We start from the raw sequence: 15,839 nt of genomic DNA on the forward strand, positions 1-15,839 counted from the left end.
CGCCGCGCGAGGGAGGCGTGAAGGTGAGCGACGCGACGCGGGCCGAGGCGCGGGAGGCCGACACCCGCACCCGCATCATCACCACGGCGGACCGGCTGTACCGGCAGATGGGGTTCCAGAAGACCACGGTCGCCGACATCGCCCGCGAGCTCGGCATGTCGCCGGCCAACGTCTATCGGTTCTTCCGCTCCAAGGACGAGATCAACGAGGCGGTCGGCCGGCAGCTTCTCGGCGAGGTGCTGGCGGCCGGACTGGAGATCGCCGGCCGCGACGGCCCGGCGGCGGAGCGTCTGCACGCGCTGTTCACGACGGTCGAGCGGATGAACACCGAGCGCTTCACGGTCGAGAAGAAGCTGCACGACCTCGTCGCGCTCGCCCTAACCGAGAACTGGCAGATCGTGTTCGACTATGTCGAGCGGATGGACGCGGTGATCGCCCGGATCATCGCCGACGGCATGAACCGCGGCGAGTTCCGTGCCGGCGATCCGCAGCAGGCGGCGCGCTGCCTGCACACGGCGCTGATCCGCTACTCGCATCCGCGCCTGATGGTGGAATGCGCCGAGTTCGAGGATCCGACCCTCGAGCAGATGATCAAGTTCGGGATCGCAGCTCTGCGATGACCACGCGGGGTCGTCTCCCCGCGGGCGTCCGCGTCACCGGCGCGCAACTCGCGCGGCGCGACGGCCGTGCGGACGAGCAGGCGTTCGGACCGCCGGCACGCGGGCCTCTCACGTCGGCATTCTCGCATCCACGTGCTCACGTCCGCATGGCGTCGATGGCGCGGACGAGCTGCTCGACGAACACGGCGGCCGGGATCGGCAGGTTTCGGTTGCGGAGCTGGCCGACGACCAGGGCCGCGGTCGGCACGTCGCGTGGATCGAGCGGGCGGGCGACGACGCCGGGCGTCGCGCCGGGAACGGCGCCGTCGGTGTCGAGATCGGCACCGATCTCCACCTGGAACGAGAGGACGCCGTCGCGCCGCACCAGGCCGCGCAGCATCTCGAACGAGTTCGATTCGGCGACCACCCGCAGACCCACGCCGGTGCGGGCGCAGGCGGCGTCGAGGAGCTGACGGCCGCCGAGCGAACGGTCGGCGAGCGCACACGGGTGGCCGGCGCAATCGCGCAGCCGCAGCGTCGCCTGCGCGGCGAGCGGATGAGCGGCCGGCATCAGCACGACCAGGCGCTGCTCCACCGTCATCAGCGGCCGGAAGCTCGCGTGGAAGGACGGCCGGTAGACGGCGACCAGATCAACCTCGTAGGCCTCCAGCAGCGCCATCGCCTGGTCGTGGTCGGCGACCCGCACGTCGAACGTCACATAGGGGTGGCGGGCCCGGTAGGTGGCGATCTCGCGTGGCAGGAAGTCGTAGGCGAGCGCCTGGCTGCAGGCGATGCTGACGACACCGCGCTTGAGGCCGCGCAGATCCTCGATCTGCGACTTCATCCGCTCGACGTCGGCGGCCTGCTCGCGGACATAGCGCACGAACACCTCGCCGGCCGCGGTGAGGCGCACGCCGCGCGGCTTGCGCTCGAACAGTGTGGCGCCGAGCTCCTCCTCGAGATCCATGATCCGCCGGTTGACGGCCGAGGCCGTGACGGCGAGCCGCTCGGCCGCCTTGCGGATCGAGCCGGTGCGGGCGACCTCGTCGACGTAACGCAAAAGGCGGAGATGGCGCATGGGTGTCTTTCTGCGGCGCGATGCCTCGGCGGCCGTCGTTCCGGGGGCGGGCCGAGCCCCCTGCCCCTCCGAGCCCGTCATGCCCGGCCTCGTGCCGGGCATCCACGCTTTCGGCGCCGCGAGGGCTGCTGCGTGGATGGCCGGGACGAGCCGGCCACGACGAAGGCGGGGGACCGCGGCGGCGGAGAGTGAAGCCTTTTCGGCAACGATAGAGCAAAAAATCAGCAGCAGAAGTCAACGCCTGGTTTGGCTAGCGTGATCGAGCCGGACCGCGACCGGCCGGCCTCCGGCCCTGTCTCGGGACTGGACGTCGCCTCTGAACCTCTCTGTAGACGACAGAAACGCTTCGCCCGAACCCCGAGAGTGCCCCCGCCGATGCCCTTCGCCGCTTCCGGTCCGATTCCCGGCGCTCCATACACCTCCCTGGTGCGCCCGCGCCGGCCGGAGCGCATCGTCCGCTTTCCGGCCTCGGCCGGCGGAACCGTGGCGATCGACCTCGGCCGCACCGCGCTCGTGGTCGTCGACATGCAGAACGACTTCCTGCATCCCGACGGCTGGTTCCCACGGGCCGGCATCGACACGGCGCCGGCGCTCTCCATCGTGCCCGGCATCGTCGCGCTCGCGGCGGCGCTGCGCCGTGTCGGCGCGCCCGTGATCTTCGTCAACTGGGGCGTGCGGGCCGATGTCGCCAACCTCTCCGCCTCGCTGCTCGACAAGGGCCGGCGCGGCGGCACCCGCCCCGGCTATGCCGAGCCGGCGCCGAGCGGCCGGGGCCGCATCCTCGTCCAGGGCGACTGGGGGGCCGCGACCATCGCGGCGCTGCCGGTCGAGGCCGGCGACCTCGTCGTCCACAAGCACCGCTACTCGGGCTTCCACGACAACGAGCTCGACTCGATCCTTCGCGCCCGCGACGTGACGACGCTGCTGCTCGCCGGCATCAACACCGACCGCTGCGTGTTCGCGACGCTGACCGACGCGAGCTTTCGCGGCTACGACTGCGTGCTGCTCGCCGACCTGTGCGCCACCGTGGCGCGGCCGGGCGTCAGCGACATGATCCTCGAGCTCGTCGACCTGCTCTACGGCACGGTCGCGACCGGCGCCGCGCTGGTCGCCGCGCTCGACGGCACGCCGTCTGCGTCGTCCGCGTCCTCCGCCCCCTCCGCCCCCTCCGCTCCCCCCACCCGACAGGAGACTTCTCGATGAGGCTCGCCTCCCTGCGCACCGCTCTGATGGCGGCCGCCGCGCTCGCCGCCGCGGCGCTGCCCTCCGCCGCCTCGGCGGAGACCAAGCTGAAGATGGTGCTCAATTGGAAGTACCAGGGGCCGCAGGGCTTCTTCTTCGTCGCGGAGGACAAGGGGTACTTCAAGGCCGAGGGCCTCGACGTGACCATCGACCAGGGCGACGGCTCGGCCGCCGCGGTGCCGAAGGTGGCGAGCGGCGCCTACGACATCGGCTTCGGCGACCTCAACGCGCTGATCGAGTTCGCCGCCAAGAAGCCCGAGGAGGCGCCGGTCGCCGTCTATGTGATGTTCAACCGCCCGCCCTTCACGGTCGCCGTGAAGGCCGACAGCCCGATCAAGACCCCGAAGGACTTCGAGGGCAAGACGCTCGGCGGTGCGGCCAACGACGGGGCGTTGAAGCTGTTCCCGGCGCTGTGCAAGTCCGCCAAGATCGACTGCACGAAGGTGAACATCACCAACATGGCGCCGAACCTGCGCGAGCAGATGCTGATGCGCGGCCAGGTCGACGGCGTGTTCGGCTACGTCAACACGATCCGGTTCTCCGCCAAGCTGATCGGCGTGAAGGACGACCAGATCCGCTACATCAACTACGGCGACTACGGCATGGACCTCTACTCCAACGCCATCATCGTCTCCAAGAAGCTGATCAAGGAGAACCCGGCGGCCGTGAAGGGCTTCCTGCGCGCGCTCAACAAGGGCGTGATCGAGTCGCTGAAGGATCCGAAAGCCTCGGTCGCGAGCGTTGCCAAGCGCGAGCCGCTGATCAAGACCGACGTCGAGCTGGAGCGATTCGACGCCACCGTGAAGGACGAGATGAACCACCCGGAGATCGCCGAGATCGGGCTCGGCAGCATCGATCCGGCGCGGTTGAAGACGTCGATCGACATCCTGGTCGAGGCGAACGGCCTGCCGCGCACGCCGGCGACGAGCGAGATCTTCGACCCCTCGTTCCTGCCGCCGGCGTCCGAGCTGCCGAAGAAGCTGTTCTGAGGCCCGTGACTGCTGGTCATTCCCGGGCGTCGCACTCGGGTCGGCGCTTCGCGCCGCCCGAGCACAGGCTCCGCGACGAATCCGGACTCCGGCCGCGATTTACCCGTTTGCCGCCGGGTTCCGGGTCCGGCGCGATGCGCCGGCCCGGAACGAGGGCGGTGCCAGTTCCAGCCCAACAAGAAGAACCCGCATGAATCTCGATCTCGCCGGCCACGTCGTCCTCGTCACCGGACCCGCCAAGGGAATGGGCGCCGCCATCTCGCTCGCCTTCGCGGACGAAGGCTGCCGGCTCGCGCTGGTCGGCCGCGACACCGCCGCGATCGTACCGGTGGCGGCCGAGGCGAAGGAGCGCGGCGCCGACGCGATCGTGATCGCCTGCGACGTCACCGACGCGACGCAATGCGAGGCGGCGGTGGCCACGGCCTGCGAGACGTTCGGGCGGGTCGACGTGCTGGTCAACGTCGCCGGCGGCTCGGGGCCGATCGGCAAGACCGGTGCGCAGACGACGCCGCAAGAGTTCGACGAGATCGTGAAGCTCAACATGGGCGGCTGCTTCAATACCATCCGGGCCGTGCTGCCCGGCATGATGGCGCGGCGCTCCGGCAAGATCGTCAATGTGGGCGGCACGTTCGGGCTGCGCGGCCGCGCCGGGCGGCTCGCCTACTCGGCGTCCAAATGGGGACTGCGCGGCATCACCAAGAGCTTCGCGCTGGAGGCCGGTCCTTATAACATCAACGTCAACTGCGTCGCCCCCGGCATGGTCGAGGGGCCGCGCTTCCGTGAGAAAGTGTGCGCCGACATGGCCAAGACGCTCGGCATCTCGGTCGAGGAGGCGGCGACGCGCCATGCCGCGGACTATGCGCTGAAGCGCGTCTCGACCGACCAGGACGTCGCCAACGCCTGCCTGTTCCTGGCCAGCGACGTCTCCCGCCAGATCACCGGCGTCGACCTGCCGGTCGACGGTGGCTGGGCGATGCTGTGAGCGATCTCGTCAAGGAGACCATCATGACGGCCGATCTCGTCATCCACGGTGGCACCGTGGTCACCGACACGACGACGTTTCCGGCGAGCGTCGCCATCAAGGACGGCCGCGTCCTCTCGGTCGGCGCCCGCGAGGCGATGCCGAACGCGGCCGAGACGCTCGACGCGACCGGCTTGCACGTCCTGCCCGGCGCCATCGACGTGCACGTGCATTTCCGCGAGCCCGGCTACACCCACAAGGAGGATTTCGGCACCGGCACGGCGGCGGCGGCGTTCGGCGGCGTGACGACCGTGTTCGACATGCCGAACGTGATCCCGCCGACCGGCACGGCCGAGGCGCTGGCGGCGAAGCACGCGCTCGCGAGCGAGAAGGCCTATGTCGATTACGGCCTCTATGGGCTCCTGGGCGAGGACACGATCGCGCATGTGCCGGACCTCGTCGCCGGCGGCGTGATCGGCTTCAAGCTCTACATGGGCAACACCTTCGGCAACATTCCCTCGCCGACCACGGGCGGCATGCTGGAGGCGTTCGAGGTGGTCGCGCCTACGGCCAAGCGCGTCTCGCTGCATGCCGAAACCGCGTCGATCATGGCGCGGCGTGAATCACGACTTCGCGCGGCGGGACGCAAGGATCCGCTGGCGCATCTCGCGGCGCGGCCCGCCGTCGTCGCCGTCGAGGCGGTCTCGCGCGCGGCGGTTCTGTCCGAATGGACCGGCTGCCGGATTCACGTTCTGCATATTTCTTCTGCGGAAGAGCTGCGGCCACTCGCCGAAGCGAAAGCGCGCGGCGTCGACGTGACGGGCGAGACCTGCCCGCAGTATCTGCTGCTCGGCGCCGAGGACTACGACCGCATCGGCCCGGTGATCCGCGTCAACCCGCCGGTGCGCGAGGCGCGCAACCAGGCGCCGCTGTGGGCAGCCCTCGCGAGCGGCGTCGTCGACATGATCGCCACCGATCACGCTCCGCACATTCCGGACGAGAAGGTGCGCGACGACATCTTCACGGTGGATTGCGGTTTCCCCGGCGTCGAGACCCAGATGCCGCTGATGCTGACCGAAGTCGCGGCCGGCCGCATGTCGATCAGCGACTATGTGCGCTGGAGCGCCGTCAATCCGGCGAAGGCGTGGGGCCTCCATCCGCACAAAGGGATTCTGCAACCCGGCGCGCATGCCGACATCGCGATCGTCGATCTGAAGCGCGCCTGGACGATCGACGACGCGGCGCTCCAGTCGCGCGCAAAGATCACGCCCTGGCATGGGCGCGCCGTCACGGGCCTGCCGATCCACACGCTGGTGCGTGGCCGCTTCGTGATGAAGGATCGGACGCTGGTCGAGAGCGCGCGCGGCACCGGCCGCTCCGTGCACACGGTCCAGGACATGCCGGCGCCGCGTGTCGCCAACCCCGACGCCACCATGACCGAGATCGTCAAGATCCCCGCCCCCTCGCGCGGCGCCGCCGCGACCGGAGCCGCCGCATGAGCGCCGCCGTCGTTCCGCTCGGGAAGGAACCGTCCGTCCTGCCGTCGCTCGCCGACGGTGCGGCCGCCGAGCCGATCCATCTCGATTCCTACGTCGAGCTCGAGCGCACCACCGTCACGTATGGGCGCGCGCCGAATGTCGTGCACGCGCTCGCCGAGACGAATCTCAGGATCGCCAAGGGCGACTTCGTCGCGCTGGTCGGCCCGAGCGGCTGCGGCAAGTCGACCATTCTCAAGCTGGTCGGCGGGATTCTGCGCGCGTCGTCCGGCTACGTCTATGTCGCTGGGCGCGAGGTCGAGGCCGAGCCGGTGCGCATCGGCATGGCGTTCCAGAATCCGACCATGCTGCCGTGGCTGACGATCCGCGACAACGTGATGATGCCGCTGAAGATCGTTCCGCCGTTCCGGGCCGAGTACCGCCGGAAGCGCAAGGGCGAGTTCCGCGACCGTGTCGAGGCGCTGCTCGCGCAGGTCGGCCTCAAGGGCTTCGGTGACAAGCATCCCTGGCAGCTCTCGGGCGGCATGCTGCAGCGCGCCTCGCTGTGCCGGGCGCTGGTTCACGATCCGCAGCTCCTGCTGCTCGACGAGCCGTTCGGCGCGCTCGACCAGTTCACCCGTGAGGAGCTGTGGTCGATCATGCAGCAGCTCTGGATCACCCGGCGGCCGACCGTGCTGCTGGTGACGCACGATCTGCGCGAGGCCGGCTATCTCGCCAACCGCATCTGCGTGATGAGCGCGCGCCCCGGCCGCATCATCGACGACAAGGTGTTCGAGGCGCCGCGCCCGCGCACCCTCGCCATGACCTACGAGCCCGACTTCGTCGCCATGACCCAGCGCCTGCGCGCGCTGATCGTCGAGGCCCGCACCGACGAGCCGGAGGTGTGATGCACCTGATCTCTGCATTACGCGGACGGCCCCGCTCTCACCCTCTCCCTGAGGGAGAGGGTCGGGCGCGAGCGCAGCTCGCGACCGGGGTGAGGGTTTACGGCGCTGGTGACGGACCTCGGCACCCCCTCACCCGGAGCCCGCGCGATGCGCGGTCTCCGACCTCTCCCCGCAGGGGAGAGGTGACGTCCCTCGCCAGGCCATCCGACCGGAGTGTCGCGCCATGAACTCCAACCTCCGACGAAAGATCGCATCCGTCGTCCTGATCGTCGGCCTGTTCGTCGTGTGGGAGGTGTTGTGCCTCGCCTTCGGGGTGAGCGACACGGTGCTGCCGCGCCCGAGCCAGATCGTCGCGACGCTGTGGCAGCGCTTCCCGGCGCTGTGGCCGCACACGCTGCAGACCCTCTACACGACGCTGCTCGGCTTCGTGCTGGGAGTCGGGATCGGCATCGTCGTCGGCGTGCTGATCGGCTGGTCGAAGCTCGCCTACGACGTCGCCTATCCGCTGCTCGTCGGCTTCTCGTCGATCCCGAAGGTCGCCGTGGTGCCGATCTTCGTGCTCTATTTCGGCGCCGGCACGGTGCCGGCCGTGCTCACCGCGCTGATCATGAGCATCTTCCCCGTGGTCGTGAACGTCGCGACCGGGCTCGCGACCACCGAGCCGGAACTCGAGGACGTGATGAAGACGCTGCGGGCGACCAAGTTCGACATCCTGTGGAACGTCGGGCTGCCGCGCGCGATGCCGTACTTCTTCGCTTCGTTGAAGGTCGCCGTGACGCTCGCCTTCGTCGGCTCGGTGATCTCCGAGACCGTGGCGTCGAACCGCGGCATCGGCAACATGATGATGATCGCCTCGTCGTCCTTCGACGTGCCGCTCGTCTTCGCCGGCCTGTTCATCCTGGCCGCGCTCGGCATCATCCTCTACGGCGTCTTCTCGCTGATCGAGGGTCGCATCACCGGCTGGGCTCACCGCAAGACCGAGTTCGCGATGGGGTGAGGGGGCTTCTCGCCACGCAGGAGCTTTCGACATGACCACGCTCGACGCCGCCGAGGTGATCGCCGGGCCGGATGGTGCGACGCTCGCCGACCGGACGATCATGCTCGCCGACGGTCGCGTCGCCGCGATGGCGCCGTCCGCGGCGGCGGCCCGCAGCGGACGGCTGGTGATGCCGGCGCTGGTCAACGCGCACGATCATGCGCGCGTGGTGCGATCGAGCCAGATCGGCAATGTCGACGTGGCGCTGGAGGCGTGGCTGCCGCATCTCGCCGCCATCCCGGCGGTCGATCCCTGGCTCACGGCGGCCGTCGCGTTCGGGCGCAGCGCGCGCGCCGGCATCGCGGTCGAGATGGCGCACTACACCCGCGTCCAAGGGCTGACCGCCTATCTGGACGAAGCCCGCGCGGTGGCGAAGGCGGCACGCGACGTCGGCATCCGGATCGCGTTCGCGGTACAGTGTCGTGACAGGAACCCGCTGGTCTACGGGCCGCACGGCGATCTGCTCCGCCGCCTGTCGCCGTCCGCCTGCGCTTGCGTGACGGAGAAGCTCACGCGGGCGCCGCTCCCTGCCGCCGACCAGATCGCGCTGGTCGAGGCGACGGCCGCGGCGATCGCGGGCGAGGGCGTCACGGTGCAGTACGGGCCGGCCGGCCCGCAATGGTGCAGCGACGATCTGCTCGGCCGCATCGCGCAGAGCGCCGCCGCGCACGGCCGGCGCGTCCACATGCATCTGCTGGAGAGCCGCTACCAGCGCGCCTGGGCCGACGCGACCTATCCGCACGGCCTGTTGAATCACCTCGATGCGCTCGGCCTGGTGAACGAGCGCATCTCGTTCGCGCACGGCACCTGGCTGCGGCCTGACGAGATGGAGCTGATCGCGGCGCGCGACGCCACCATCGTCGTCAACACCTCCTCCAATCTGGTGCTGCGCTCCGGCGTCGCGCCGGTCGCCGAGATGCTGAAGCGCGGCTGCCGCGTCGCCATGGGGCTCGACGGCGTCGCGCTCGACGAGCAGGAGGATCCGCTCGCCGAATTGCAGCTCGCCTATCTGCTGCACAAGGGCGAGGGCTTTTCCACGGCGATGTCGCGCGGCGATCTTTTGGCGTTCGCGTTGCGTAACGGCCGCTTCGCCGTGCTCGGCGAGGACGCCGGCGGCACGATCGCGCCCGGCGCACCGGCCGACCTCCTGGGGCTCGATTGGGACGCGTTGACGGCCGACCGGCTCGACGACACGGTGCCGCCGCTGGAGACGCTTTTGGCACGCGCCCGGCGGTGCCACATCAAGGAGCTCTATGTCGCCGGCCGGCAGGTGGTGCGCGACGGCACCGTCACCGGCGTCGACCTGCCCGCCCTGGAAACCGAGCTGCTGGCGATCCTGAAGGCGCGCTTCGGCACCACGTCCGAGATTCGCGGGGCCTTGCCGGAGCTGCGCGCCGCGCTCGCCGGTTATTACGCAGCCGACACGTTCATCTGCTCCTGATCCTCCCCATCCGATCATTTCGAGTGTCGATCATGACCCGCCGTGCCTATGTCCACCGCATCGCCGCTGCCGCGCCCGACGACGTGTCCGGCATCGAGAACGCCATCTCGGACGGCCGTATCGATCCGGCCGGCATCGTCGCCATCTTCGGCAAGACCGAGGGGAACGGCTGCGTCAACGATTTCGCCCGCGGCTTCGCGACCCAGTCGCTCGGCCTGATGCTGCAGCGGCATATGAGTGCCGAGGCCGCGCACGCCGTCTGCCTGGTGATGTCGGGCGGCACCGAGGGCGGGATGTCGCCGCACTGGACCGTGTTCGAGCGGCGCGACACCGTCGAGGGGCCGAACGGGGTGGCGCTCGCCATCGGCCGCACCCGCACGCCGGTGCTGCCCTTCGGCGATCTCGGCCGCGTCGCCGAGGTCGACATGGTGGCGGCGGGTGTGCGGGCCGCGATGGCGGATGCCGGCATCACGGATCCGGCCGACGTTCACTTCGTCCAGATCAAGTGCCCGCTGCTCACGCTCCGCCGCATCGGCGAGGCCGAGGCGAAAGGCGAGACGGTTTCGACCCGCGACACGCTCAAGTCGATGGGGCTGTCGCGCGCCGCGAGTGCGCTGGGGGTCGCCGTCGCGCTCGGCGAGATCGCACGTGATCAGATCACGGACGACAAGATCGCGACCGACTGGTCGCTGTGGTCCGGCCGCGCCTCGTGCTCGTCCGGCATCGAGCTTCTGGATCACGAGATCGTCGTGCTCGGGTCGTCTCCGGCCTGGGCCGGGCCGCTGGTGATCGATCACGCCGTGATGGCCGACGGCATCGACGTCGAGCCGGTGCGCGCCGCGCTGCGCCGCCTCGGCTTTTCGGCCGACGGCCAGCTCTCGCCCGCCGAGCGCGGTCGCCTCGTCGCGCTGCTCTCGAAGGCCGAGGCGAGCCACGACGGCAAGATCCGCGGCCACCGCCACACCATGCTGGACGATTCCGACATCTCCGCCACCCGCCACGCCCGCGCCTTCGTCTGTGGCGCGCTCGCCGGCCTGGTCGGCCACGCCGAGATCTACGTCTCCGGCGGCGCCGAGCATCAGGGCCCCGATGGCGGCGGCCCGGTCGCCGTCATCGCCACGCGGGCGGGGTGACCGGGTCACTGGTGGAAGAAGCCAAAGGATTCGTCATGGCCGGGCTCGTCCCGGCCATCCACGATCTTTCATTATAGGCGCCGCAAGACGTGGATGCCCGCGAGGAGCGCGGGCATGACGAGCTCCGGGGGCGGCGATGAGTCTGCTCATCCCGTCTGGGGCTGCTCGCCGGCGATGAAGCGGCGCAGCTTGGCGAGCTCGGCGGCGAGGAAATCGAGGAACACCCGCACCCGGGCGGCGTGGCGGAGATCCGGATGGGTCAAGAGCCAGAGATCGGCCGCAAGCGCCGGGTCGGGCGGCGCGAGGCGGACGAGGGCCGGCCGGGCGTCGCCGATCAGGCAGGGCAGGTGGCCGATGCCGAGCCCGCTCTCCACCGCCTCGGCGAGCCCCAGCACCGAGTTCACCCGGTAGGCGACGCGCTCCGGTGCCACGTTGGCGCGGACATACTTGACGGCCTGCAGGGCGGCGAGGTGCTCGCCGAGCGCGATCCAGTCGCGCCCGTGCAGCGCTTCCGCGTCGGCGGGCGCGCCCTCCGGGAAGTCGACGGCGCGGCCGTAGAGTGCCCAGGCGATGGTCGCGGCGCGCCGGCCGACCAGGGTCTCGGGCGGCTGGTCGGTCGCCCGGATCGCCACGTCGGCGTCGCGCTTGGAGAGGTTGAGGGCCTGGTTGGTCAGCACGATGTCGAGCCGCACGTCCGGGCAGGCGATGCGGAACTTGGCGAACAGCGGCGTGAGCAGATGGACGAGCAGCGAGTCGTTGGTCGTCACTCGCAGCTCGCCCGAGGGCGTCACGGCCTGGCCGGCGAGCCGACGCGTGACGGCGGCGACGTCCTCGTCCATGCGGCGGGCGAGCGCGATCATCTCCTCGCCGGCCGCGGTCGCGGCGTAGCCGGAGCGATGGCGCTCGAACAGCGGCGTGCCGAGAGCCTCCTCGATCTGACCGAGCCTTCGGAACACGGTCGAGTGGTTGATGCCGAGCAGCCCGGCCGCGGCCGGCAGGGTGCCGGCGTCGGCGATCGCCTTGATCAGGCGAAAGTCGTCCCAGGCCAGGGATTTTTGGGAGTCGGGCATCGGGGGTGCCTCGCTGTTTCCGTGGCCGCAATACAGCAGGCGGTTCTGCACTTCAAGGATTGCGTCGACGCAATGGCGCGGCGGCGGTCGGGCTGCCATCTTGGGCGGGACAGAAGCGGGCGAGCCCGCGCCGGGACATCCCGGCATCCCCGGAGACACCCGCGGAGACACCTGGAGATCACCCCCATGGCCCACGGCATTCATCATGTGACCATCATGGCTGGTCGCGCCCACCGCAACCTCGACACCTACACGCGGACGCTCGGCCTGCGGCTGGTCAAGAAGACCGTCAACTTCGACGATCCCGGCACCTATCACTTCTATTACGGCGACGAGACCGGCCGGCCCGGCACCATCGTCACGTTCTTCCCGTGGGAGCACACCGCCCCCGGCCAGTCGGGCGTCGGCGAGACGATCGAGACGGCGCTGCGCATCCCGGAGACGGCGATCGCGTTCTGGACGCACCGGCTGGTCGAGGCGGGGCTTCGCCACGAGGCGCCGGCGAAGCGCTTCGGCGAGACCGTGATCCGCTTCCGCGATCCGGACGGCACCCGGCTCGCCCTCGTCGGCGTGCCCGGCATCGAACGCGAGCCGGCGTGGAGCACGGCCGAGATCCCGGCCGAGGTGGCGATCCGCGGGGTCCATTCGGTCGGCCTCCTGGTCGCCGACACGGCGCCGACGGGCGCGATCCTAACCGGCGTGCTCGGCTTCGCGGAAGTCGCCCGCGACGAGGACGTGGTGCGCTATCGCGCGGCGGACGCCTCCGATGACACGCCGGGCGCCATCGTCGACCTGCACCGGGCCGGCGCTCCGTTCCGCGGCCGGCTCGGCGCCGGCTCGGTCCACCATGTCGCCTTCCGGGCGGCCGACGACGCGGCGCAGGCCGCGATGGTGACGCGGCTTTCGGCCGAGCACGGGCTGCGCACCACCGAGCAGCGCGACCGCAACTACTTCCGCTCGGTCTATTTCCGCGAGCCGGGCGGCGTGCTGTTCGAGATCGCGACCGATGTGCCCGGCTTCGCCGTGGACGAGCCGGTCGCGGCCCTCGGCACGGCGCTCAAGCTGCCGGCCCGATACGAGGGCCGGCGCGCCGCCATCGAGGCCGTGCTGCCGCAGGTGGCGTGACGGCCCGAACCGGTGCGACGCGGTCCCTCTCCCCGCGCGCGGGGAGAGGGTGGCCCGGACCGAAGGTCCGAGTCGGGTGAGGGGGCGCTTCCGCAAGGCAGAGAGCTGGATGCTGAGACTCAGACGCAGAGACTCGCGGCGACGCCCCCTCACCCGCCGTCCGCGCTGATCGCGCGAACGTCGACCTCTCCCCGCAGGCGGGGAGAGGTGAGCCGCGCCGGTTTGTGAATCCACTTCATCACATGACCCTCACCCCCGAGGCCGAAATGTCCGTCGCAACGACCAAGACCTCCGCGCTCGATCTGCATGTCCACCGCTTCGTTCCGGCCACCCGACCGGGCCGGCCGCCGCTGTTGCTGCTGCACGGCACCGGCGGCGACGAGACCGATCTGATCGGGCTCGGGCAGTCGCTGGCGCCCGGGGCGGCGCTGCTGTCGCCGCGCGGCAACGTGCTGGAGGGGCGGGCGCCGCGCTTCTTTCGACGTCTCGCCGAGGGCGTGCTCGACCAGGACGACGTGCGCCGCCGCGCCGCCGACCTCGCCATGTTCGTCGGCGCGGCGCGGGAAAAATACGGGATCGCCGCGCCCGTCGCGCTCGGCTTCTCCAACGGCGCGAACATCGCGGCGGCGCTGCTGCAGCTTCACCCCGGCGTGCTGTCGGGTGCCGTGCTGTTGCGCGCCATGGTGCCGCTCGACCCGGCGCCCGCCGCGACCGGGCTCGCCGGCACGCCGGTGCTGATCGTCGCCGGCGACGCCGACCCGATCATGCCGCCGGGCGATCCGGAGAAGCTCGCGGCGACCCTGACGGCGGCCGGTGCCGACGTGACGCTGCGCACCGTGCCGGCCGGCCACGGTCTCGGCCGCGCCGACCTTGCGCTTGCGGCCCAGTTCCTGGCGCGGCTCGGCTGAGCCGCCCACCGACCCGTGACCCACGATTCAAAGCCCGATACGGACTCAGAAAGGCACCCCCCATGCAGCTCACCGGCATCCATCATCTCACTGCCGTGACGGCGGACGCGCCCGGCAACCACGCCTTCTACACGGGCACGCTCGGAATGCGGCTCGTGAAAAAGACCGTGAATCAGGACGACGTCTCGGCCTATCACCTGTTCTATGCCGACGGCCTCGCCTCGCCCGGCTCCGACCTCACCTTTTTCGACTGGCCGGTCGGGCGGGAGCAGCGCGGCACCCACAGCATCACCGGCACCGGCCTGCGGGTCGCCGGCGAGGCGAGCCTCGTCTGGTGGAAGGCGCGGCTCGCCGCCGCCGGCGTGACGCATGGCGACATCGTGCTGCGCGACGGCCGCGCGACGCTCGACCTCGAGGACTTCGAGGGCCAACGCCTCAGCCTCATCGACGACGGCGGCGCCGGCGACGCGCATGCCTGGGCCGGCAGCCCGGTGCCGGCCGCGCACCAGATTCGCGGGCTCGGGCCGATCACGATCTCGGTGCCGGATCTCGGCCCCACCGATGCGGTGCTGACCGCGCTGATGAACATGCGGCGCGAGCGCGACTACGAGACGCCCGGCCATCCCGGCTCCCGGACGCATGTCTATGCGATGGGGCCGGGCGGACCGGCCGCCGAGCTGCATGTCGCGGTCGAGCCCGGGCGGCCGGTCGCCGGACCCGGCGCCGGTGGCGTTCACCACGTCGCGTTCCGGGTGCCGGACGAGGCCTATCAGGACTGGGCCGAGCGGCTGCGCCGCATGCGCGTGCCGTCGAGCGGCCCGGTCGACCGCTACTACTTCCGCAGCCTCTATTTCCGCGAGCCGAACGGCATCCTGTTCGAGATCGCCACCGACGGGCCGGGCTTCGCGGTCGACGAGCCCCTGGAGGTCTTGGGCGAGCGGCTCGCGCTGCCGCCGTTCCTCGAGCCGCGGCGGGCCGAGATCGAGGCCGGCCTCACGCCCTTGTGACGGTCCGGCCGCTCCGGATTCGGCTCTGCATCGCCCGCCGCGACGGAACGCCGCGACGGGCGATTTCTCCATTCCGTCCGAGGTATGTTAGTATGACTTAAACCGGATCGGGGAATCATCGTCCGGTCGATTCGAACATGGGCCGGCGCGGGTCCGGCCCGGTGAAATTTGCCGACGCCTCGGATTTGGAGTGTTCTATGAATATCATCTACGCGCTTGCCGTCGTGGTGCTGACCCTCGTCGCCGTCTTCAAGATGCCCTATCCGGGCGCCAAGACCCTCGCCGTGTCGCCGAATCCGGTGTCCGCCGCGGTCGCCGCCCCGACGCCGAGCGAGCCTGTCGTCGCCGCCAAGCCCGAGCCGCCGCGCATCCAGTATGTCAGCACCAGACAGTGCAACCGCACCGCCTGGGGCAACATGAACTGCACCGAGATCACCACGGTGAAGCGCGGCTCCTGACGGGCTGTTCGAACACGAGATTCCGACACGACGACGGGCGTGGCGGCTCTCCGGGCCGCCGGATGTCCGTGAGCGCCGTGCCGTGATTTGCCGATCGCGTGTCGATTTGTCGAGCTGACGTCCGCCGCGGTCATGGCCGGCGCGTCTCGGTCATTCTCCCGCCGCTTCGGTGCCGGCACCCTGTTTCGGCGTCGGCATCGGATCGTGGATGTCCGCGACGTGCGGGCACGACCCGCATGAGGCGCGGTCGCGCGGCCGGTCGGCGGCCGCCGTGCCGTGCTCGCCTCGGCCTCGGGCGCCGCCGGTCCCCTGAACCACCTCGCCGATCCCGCCGCATGCCGGGCAGACGCCGCCGTCCCGCTTGCCGGAGCCTTCCGATCCGGGCCGATCGCCTCGCCGGTGCCGGGTG

At 70.6% G+C, this 15,839-nt stretch carries 15 protein-coding genes; 13 read left to right on the forward strand and 2 right to left on the reverse strand.

The window, feature by feature from the left end; genetic code table 11:
* Positions 1-23: 23 nt before the first annotated feature.
* Positions 24-620: a TetR/AcrR family transcriptional regulator gene (locus tag ACFSOX_RS16655; RefSeq protein WP_378478936.1), complete on the forward strand. Its 597-nt coding sequence runs from the start codon at positions 24-26 to the stop codon at positions 618-620.
* A 136-nt stretch (positions 621-756) separates the two neighbouring features.
* Here ACFSOX_RS16655 and ACFSOX_RS16660 read toward each other — a convergent pair whose 3' ends face one another.
* A complete protein-coding gene (locus ACFSOX_RS16660; RefSeq protein ID WP_378478937.1) occupies positions 757-1,677 on the reverse strand; it encodes a LysR family transcriptional regulator in 921 nt (306 codons plus the stop codon).
* Between the two features lie 375 nt (positions 1,678-2,052).
* Here ACFSOX_RS16660 and ACFSOX_RS16665 point away from each other — a divergent pair, with 375 nt between their 5' ends.
* The 8 genes from ACFSOX_RS16665 to atzD all read left to right on the forward strand — a co-directional run bounded on the left by ACFSOX_RS16665 (position 2,053) and on the right by atzD (position 10,862).
* Complete coding sequence (locus ACFSOX_RS16665; RefSeq protein WP_378478938.1) at positions 2,053-2,880, forward strand: cysteine hydrolase family protein; 828 nt, start codon at positions 2,053-2,055, stop codon at positions 2,878-2,880.
* Complete coding sequence (locus tag ACFSOX_RS16670; RefSeq protein WP_378478939.1) at positions 2,877-3,908, forward strand: ABC transporter substrate-binding protein; 1,032 nt, start codon at positions 2,877-2,879, stop codon at positions 3,906-3,908. Before ACFSOX_RS16665 ends, ACFSOX_RS16670 begins: the two co-directional genes overlap by 4 nt.
* 190 nt (positions 3,909-4,098) lie before the next feature.
* Positions 4,099-4,890: an SDR family NAD(P)-dependent oxidoreductase gene (locus ACFSOX_RS16675; protein ID WP_378478940.1), complete on the forward strand. Its 792-nt coding sequence runs from the start codon at positions 4,099-4,101 to the stop codon at positions 4,888-4,890.
* Positions 4,891-4,913: 23 nt separating this feature from the next.
* A complete protein-coding gene (gene allB / locus ACFSOX_RS16680) occupies positions 4,914-6,368 on the forward strand; it encodes an allantoinase AllB (RefSeq protein ID WP_378478941.1) in 1,455 nt (484 codons plus the stop codon).
* Positions 6,365-7,252 carry an ABC transporter ATP-binding protein gene (locus tag ACFSOX_RS16685; protein ID WP_378478942.1) on the forward strand — a complete coding sequence of 296 codons (888 nt, stop codon included), beginning with the start codon at positions 6,365-6,367 and terminating at the stop codon, positions 7,250-7,252. The genes allB and ACFSOX_RS16685 overlap by 4 nt, the downstream gene beginning before the upstream one ends.
* Before the next feature lie 223 nt (positions 7,253-7,475).
* On the forward strand, positions 7,476-8,249 hold the full coding sequence (locus ACFSOX_RS16690; protein ID WP_378478943.1) for an ABC transporter permease: 774 nt from the start codon (positions 7,476-7,478) through the stop codon (positions 8,247-8,249).
* A gap of 31 nt (positions 8,250-8,280) precedes the next feature.
* Positions 8,281-9,729, forward strand: a complete 1,449-nt coding sequence (locus ACFSOX_RS16695; protein ID WP_378478944.1) for an amidohydrolase family protein — start codon at positions 8,281-8,283, stop codon at positions 9,727-9,729.
* Positions 9,730-9,761: 32 nt separating this feature from the next.
* Positions 9,762-10,862: a cyanuric acid amidohydrolase gene (gene atzD, locus ACFSOX_RS16700; RefSeq protein WP_378478945.1), complete on the forward strand. Its 1,101-nt coding sequence runs from the start codon at positions 9,762-9,764 to the stop codon at positions 10,860-10,862.
* 146 nt (positions 10,863-11,008) lie between these two features.
* Here atzD and ACFSOX_RS16705 read toward each other — a convergent pair whose 3' ends face one another.
* Positions 11,009-11,932, reverse strand: a complete 924-nt coding sequence (locus ACFSOX_RS16705; protein ID WP_378478946.1) for a LysR family transcriptional regulator — start codon at positions 11,930-11,932, stop codon at positions 11,009-11,011.
* Between the two features lie 186 nt (positions 11,933-12,118).
* Here ACFSOX_RS16705 and ACFSOX_RS16710 point away from each other — a divergent pair, with 186 nt between their 5' ends.
* The 4 genes from ACFSOX_RS16710 (at position 12,119) to ACFSOX_RS16725 (ending at position 15,430) form a co-directional block, all read left to right on the forward strand.
* Entirely contained in the window at positions 12,119-13,057 is a 939-nt protein-coding gene (locus ACFSOX_RS16710) for a ring-cleaving dioxygenase (RefSeq protein ID WP_378478947.1), read from the forward strand.
* A gap of 266 nt (positions 13,058-13,323) precedes the next feature.
* A complete protein-coding gene (locus ACFSOX_RS16715) occupies positions 13,324-13,965 on the forward strand; it encodes an alpha/beta hydrolase (RefSeq protein WP_378478948.1) in 642 nt (213 codons plus the stop codon).
* 62 nt (positions 13,966-14,027) lie between these two features.
* Entirely contained in the window at positions 14,028-14,972 is a 945-nt protein-coding gene (locus tag ACFSOX_RS16720) for a ring-cleaving dioxygenase (RefSeq protein WP_378478949.1), read from the forward strand.
* 197 nt (positions 14,973-15,169) lie between these two features.
* Positions 15,170-15,430: a hypothetical protein gene (locus tag ACFSOX_RS16725; protein WP_378478950.1), complete on the forward strand. Its 261-nt coding sequence runs from the start codon at positions 15,170-15,172 to the stop codon at positions 15,428-15,430.
* Positions 15,431-15,839 lie beyond the last annotated feature (409 nt).

It is taken from the genome of Rhodoplanes azumiensis (assembly GCF_042682915.1).
Classification (GTDB): Bacteria; Pseudomonadota; Alphaproteobacteria; order Rhizobiales; family Xanthobacteraceae; genus Rhodoplanes; species Rhodoplanes azumiensis.

Coding starts and splice junctions, on each gene's coding strand:
- allB (WP_378478941.1), top strand. CDS start 4,914: ATGACGGCCGATCTCGTCATCCACGGTGGCACCGTGGTCACCGACACG.
- ACFSOX_RS16675 (WP_378478940.1), top strand. CDS start 4,099: ATGAATCTCGATCTCGCCGGCCACGTCGTCCTCGTCACCGGACCCGCC.
- ACFSOX_RS16690 (WP_378478943.1), top strand. CDS start 7,476: ATGAACTCCAACCTCCGACGAAAGATCGCATCCGTCGTCCTGATCGTC.
- ACFSOX_RS16685 (WP_378478942.1), top strand. CDS start 6,365: ATGAGCGCCGCCGTCGTTCCGCTCGGGAAGGAACCGTCCGTCCTGCCG.
- ACFSOX_RS16720 (WP_378478949.1), top strand. CDS start 14,028: ATGCAGCTCACCGGCATCCATCATCTCACTGCCGTGACGGCGGACGCG.
- ACFSOX_RS16670 (WP_378478939.1), top strand. CDS start 2,877: ATGAGGCTCGCCTCCCTGCGCACCGCTCTGATGGCGGCCGCCGCGCTC.
- ACFSOX_RS16705 (WP_378478946.1), bottom strand. CDS start 11,932: ATGCCCGACTCCCAAAAATCCCTGGCCTGGGACGACTTTCGCCTGATC.
- ACFSOX_RS16665 (WP_378478938.1), top strand. CDS start 2,053: ATGCCCTTCGCCGCTTCCGGTCCGATTCCCGGCGCTCCATACACCTCC.
- ACFSOX_RS16725 (WP_378478950.1), top strand. CDS start 15,170: ATGAATATCATCTACGCGCTTGCCGTCGTGGTGCTGACCCTCGTCGCC.
- ACFSOX_RS16710 (WP_378478947.1), top strand. CDS start 12,119: ATGGCCCACGGCATTCATCATGTGACCATCATGGCTGGTCGCGCCCAC.
- ACFSOX_RS16715 (WP_378478948.1), top strand. CDS start 13,324: ATGTCCGTCGCAACGACCAAGACCTCCGCGCTCGATCTGCATGTCCAC.
- ACFSOX_RS16660 (WP_378478937.1), bottom strand. CDS start 1,677: ATGCGCCATCTCCGCCTTTTGCGTTACGTCGACGAGGTCGCCCGCACC.
- atzD (WP_378478945.1), top strand. CDS start 9,762: ATGACCCGCCGTGCCTATGTCCACCGCATCGCCGCTGCCGCGCCCGAC.
- ACFSOX_RS16695 (WP_378478944.1), top strand. CDS start 8,281: ATGACCACGCTCGACGCCGCCGAGGTGATCGCCGGGCCGGATGGTGCG.